This is a genomic window from Roseburia sp. AF42-8, from assembly GCF_003435965.1.
Classification (GTDB): Bacteria; Bacillota; Clostridia; order Lachnospirales; family Lachnospiraceae; genus Roseburia_C; species Roseburia_C amylophila.
On sequence record NZ_QTVB01000077.1, the window covers coordinates 1 to 5,419 of the forward strand.

Genomic DNA, 5,419 nt, shown 5'->3' on the forward strand with positions numbered 1-5,419 from the left:
AAAATCCGCAACACCAGTATTTATTGGACGTTGCGGATTTCTTAAAAGTTTATAAACTTTCTTTTTAATCATTTTTTCATTCAGATTTAACAGCTTTATCTGGCTTAAATTGCTTTCCTGACAGATATAAATAGGCCGTTTTTTGACCTCCATATAAGTGCGGGAAAGGTAGGAACCTAAGATTCCGATGCACAGAAGCTGGATACCTCCGATAAAGATAACGATACATGCCATGGACGGCCAGCCGAAAGCAGAGCCACCGAATAAAAGCTGCCTTACAATAATAAAGATAATGGCAAGGAAGGAAATGATACACATAAACATTCCGGTAAAGGATGCAAGCTTCAACGGAGCTGTAGAGAAGGATATCATTCCGTCTAAGGAGTAGCGGACCAGCTGGAAGAAAGACCATTTGGTTTCTCCGGCAATCCGCTCTGTATTTTCAAATTCAATCCATTTGGTACGGAAACCGACCCAGCCAAATAACCCTTTGGAAAAGCGGTTGTATTCATTTAATTCTAACAACGCATCAACAAAAGGACGGTTCATCAACCGGAAATCTCTGGCACCATCTACGATATCTGTATCGGACATTTTGCGGATAAGCTTATAGAACATTCGGGCAAAGAAGGAGCGGACGAGCGGCTCCCCTTTGCGGTTTACCCGTCGTGTGGCAACCGAATCATAGCCTTCTTCCCGGACGGCATGAAGCATCGAAGGAAGCAGGGAAGGGGGATCCTGTAAATCTGCATCCATAATGGCAGTATAATCACTGGTTGAATTTTTCAGACCGGCATAAATAGCCGCTTCTTTTCCAAAATTACGGGAAAAGGAAATATAATATACACTGTTATCGGAAGAAGCAAGCTTTTTTAGGATGGTAAGAGTATTGTCCGTTGAGCCATCATTGACAAACAGCAGCTTAAGAGAAATCTCTGTAAGCTGTTGTCTGATTTTTGAGATCTCTTCGTAAAAATACGGAAGTGCTTCTTCTTCGTTATAGCAGGGTACAATAATCGTCATTGTTTGCATAAAAGAATCAATCCTTTGCAAGGTTCTTGTTGGCAGTAGAGAGCATCAGTTTGATACGGTTCAACTGGTTAACCTCACTGGCACCCGGGTCATAGTCGATAGCCACGATGTTAGAAAGAGGGTACTGGTGACGCAGCTTCTTGATAACACCTTTACCGACCACATGGTTCGGCAGACAGGCAAATGGCTGTGTACATACGATATTATTGGTTCCGGTATGAATCAGCTCTAGCATTTCACCGGTTAAGAACCAGCCTTCACCGGTCTGATTACCCTGGGATACAATCTCAGAAGCATATTTTGCCAGAGTTTCAATATGGGCAGGAGGATCAAAGTGTTCACTCTTTTCAAATTCGTCACGGGCAGCGGAACGGAGCCATTCGAAAAATTTGATACCGAGGTTTGAGACTTTTGCGGATTTCCTGCTCATGCCAAGGTGTTCTGCTTTAAAGTTCTGGTTATAGAAGCAGTAGAGCAGGAAGTCAGTAAGGTCAGGAACAACAGCCTCAGCACCTTCGGACTCCAGTAAGTCTACCAGATAATTATTTGCGGCTGGAAGGAATTTAACCAGAATCTCACCAACGACACCAACCTTAGGTTTCTTAATGTCCTTCATCGGAAGACGGTCGAAGTCACGGATGATTTCACGGCACATCTTCTTGTATTTCCGGTGGGAGACAAAGCCCTTCCTGGAAATAAATGCAATGACACGTTCCTTCCATTTCTCATGAAGTGCATTGGCAGAACCAGGTACTTCCTCATAAGGTCTGGTGCGGTAGAGACAGCGCATGAAAATATCGCCAAACTCTAAGGCATAAAGACCGTGCTGGATAAGCTGTGGTGTAAATTTAAAGCCAGGGTTCTTCTCTAAGCCGCTTAAGTTGATGGAAATAACCGGAACGTCTTTATAACCGGCTTTTTCCAAGGCACGGCGGATGAAACCGATATAGTTGCTGGCACGACATCCACCACCGGTCTGGGAGATTAAAATTGCAGTCTTTGTCATGTCATATTTTCCGGACATAACAGCACTCATAATCTGACCGACAACCATAAGGGAAGGGTAGCAGGCGTCGTTATTTACATATTTTAATCCTACATCTACAGAGTCACGGTTATCATTGTCAAGTACAACCAGATGATATCCGGCAGCCTGGAAAGCAGGCTCTAAGAGTTCGAAATGAATCGGTGACATCTGCGGACAGAGAATTGTGTAACTGTCACGCATTTCTTCGGTAAATACCACACGGTTAAAGTTAGCAGGAACGATGGTACGTTTTTCATGACGTTTTTCTTTGACACGGATAGCAGCAAGAAGAGAACGGATACGGATTCTTGCAGCCCCTAAGTTATTTACCTCATCGATTTTCAGGCAGGTATAAATCTTGCCGGATTTGCTTAAAATGTCATTGACGCAGTCTGTTGTAACGGCATCTAATCCACAACCGAAGGAATTCAACTGGATTAAATCAAGATTATCCTGTGTCTTTACAAAGTTTGCTGCAGCATACAGTCTGGAGTGGTACATCCACTGGTCCATAACAATAAGCGGACGCTCTACTTCATGGAGATGTGCTACGGAATCCTCTGTAAGTACAGCTAGACCATAGGAATTAATCAGTTCCGGAATACCATGGTTGATTTCCGGATCTACATGATATGGACGGCCGGCAAGTACAATACCACGTTTCCCAGTCTCTTTTAAATATGCTAAAGTTTCTTCGCCCTTGCGTTTGATATCCTCTCTGGCATTGGAAAGCTCCTGCCATGCAGTTCTCGCGGCAGCTTTGATTTCTTCTGCCGGAATGGAGAACTCTTCGGTAAAGGTATGTACTAACTGCTCGGTCAGAACGTCAAGGTTGGTAAATGCCATAAACGGATTTAAGAAACGAACCTGACCTGAAGTAATTTCATCTACATTATTCTTGATATTTTCGGCATAGGATGTAACAATCGGGCAGTTGTAGTGATTGTTAGAATCCGGGAATTCATTTCTTTCATAAGGAATACATGGGTAGAAAATGAAATCTACCTGATGCTGAATCAGCCAGGATACATGACCGTGGGCAAGCTTGGCCGGATAACATTCGGACTCGCTTGGAATGGAATCAATACCCAGCTCGTAAATCTTTCTGGTTGACTGTGGAGAGAGTACTACTTCAAATTTTAAAGCTGCAAAGAAGGTTGCCCAGAATGGGTAATTCTCATACATATTTAATACTCTCGGAAGTCCTACGGTTCCGCGGGTGGCTTCTTCTTTCTTCAGTGGAGGATAAGCAAAAAGCCGTTCATTCTTATATTCAAAAAGGTTTGGAATATTTTCTTTATTCTTTTCTTTGCCAAGTCCACGTTCACAACGGTTACCGGTAATGTAGGAACGGTTGCCGGAGAAACGGTTGATGGTTAAAAGACAGTGGTTGGTACATCCCTGACAGCGGGTCAGCTTGGTATCAAAGGTCAGTGCATTGATTTCATCAATGGAAAGCATGGAAGTCTGGTAACCTTCCTCATGACGCTCCCTTGCAATTAAAGCAGCACCAAAAGCACCCATGATTCCTGCAATATCAGGTCTTACCGCTTCACAGCCGGAAATTTTTTCAAAGCTCCGGAGTACCGCATCATTGTAGAAGGTTCCACCCTGAACTACGATATGCTCACCTAAATCCTTTGCATCGGAAAGCTTGATAACCTTGAAAAGAGCATTCTTGATAACGGAATAAGCAAGACCGGCGGAAATATCAGCAACGCTTGCACCTTCCTTCTGAGCTTGTTTTACCTTGGAATTCATAAATACGGTACAACGGGTTCCAAGGTCAATCGGGTTTTCAGCAAATAAAGCTTCTTTGGCAAAATCCTGCACACTGTAATTTAATGATTTCGCAAAAGTCTCGATAAAGGAACCGCATCCGGAAGAGCAGGCTTCATTTAACTGAACACTGTCAACGGTCTGGTTCTTAATCTTGATGCATTTCATATCCTGACCACCGATGTCTAAGATACAGTCTACATCCGGGTCAAAGAATGCCGCTGCATAGTAGTGGGCAACGGTTTCTACCTCACCGTCATCCAACATAAGGGCAGCTTTTAATAAAGCCTCTCCATAACCGGTGGAGCAGGAGTGTACAATATGTGCATCCGCCGGTAATAAGGAATAGATTTCCTTGATGGATTTGATTGCAGTAGCCAGAGGACTTCCGTTGTTGCTGCTATAGAAAGAATAGAGAAGAGAACCGTCTTCTCCTGCCAGTGCAATTTTGGTTGTGGTGGAACCGGCATCAATTCCAAGATAGCAGTTTCCTTTGTAAGTAGAAAGGTCCGCTGTCTTTACATTGTGTCCGTTATGACGGGCAGTAAAGGCGTCATAGTCAGCCTGGGTTGCAAAAAGAGGCTCCATACGGGCTACTTCAAATTCCATTTTAATATCAGAAGACAATTTGTCTAAAATATCGGATAAATCGTAAGTGACATCTTCTTTATAATTTAATGCAGAACCAATGGCTGCAAACAGATGGGAATTTTCCGGTGCAATAATGTGTTCATCATCCAGTTTTAAGGTACGGATGAAAGCTTCCTTTAATTCAGAAAGGAAGTGCAGTGGTCCACCTAAGAAAGCAACGTGACCACGGATTGGTTTTCCACAGGCAAGACCACTGATGGTCTGGTTTACGACTGCCTGGAAAATAGAAGCAGATAAGTCCTCTCTGGTAGCACCTTCATTAATCAATGGCTGGATATCGGTTTTTGCAAATACACCGCATCGTGCAGCAATCGGATAGATGGCATCATAATTTTTGGCATACTCATTCAGACCGGATGCATCTGTCTGGATCAAAGATGCCATCTGGTCAATAAAGGAACCGGTACCACCGGCACAGATACCATTCATACGCTGCTCCACATTACCACCTTCAAAATAAATAATTTTGGCATCCTCACCACCAAGCTCAATGGCAACGTCAGTCTGTGGCGCATAGTCCTGTAAGGCAGTAGATACGGAAATAACCTCCTGCACAAACGGAATGCCAAGATGTTTGGCAAGGGTAAGTCCGCCGGAACCGGTAATCATCGGTGCCAGTTTTAAATTCCCAAGCTTATCAAATGCCTTTTTTAATAAATCCGTTAAGGTTTCACGGATATTGGCAAAATGTCTTTCATAGTCTGCAAACAGCAGCTCGTTATTTTTTCCAAGAACAGCAATTTTAACGGTTGTGGAACCGATGTCTATTCCCAGTTTGTTAAGATTTTTGTTTTCCATAATAATCACCCTGTATTAGTCTGTTACTTCATATTAATAATGTGTTTCATAAATTCCAAAACAAAATTCATTATACGACAGTATTTTTCAAAAAACAATTCCTAATAAAAGAATTTATGGATTGTTTAGAAA

At 42.8% G+C, this 5,419-nt stretch carries 2 protein-coding genes; both read right to left on the reverse strand.

Annotation, left to right across the window (positions count from 1 at the left end):
- Positions 1-1,032, reverse strand: a 1,032-nt coding sequence (locus DW059_RS14730) for a glycosyltransferase family 2 protein (protein ID WP_147326066.1), incomplete at its 3' end; no start/stop codon positions are given.
- Between the two features lie 7 nt (positions 1,033-1,039).
- The gene (locus tag DW059_RS14735) at positions 1,040-5,287 is read right to left on the reverse strand and encodes a 2-hydroxyacyl-CoA dehydratase (RefSeq protein WP_117699294.1); all 4,248 of its coding nucleotides are present in this window, start codon (positions 5,285-5,287) and stop codon (positions 1,040-1,042) included.
- Between the last annotated feature and the right edge of the window lie 132 nt (positions 5,288-5,419).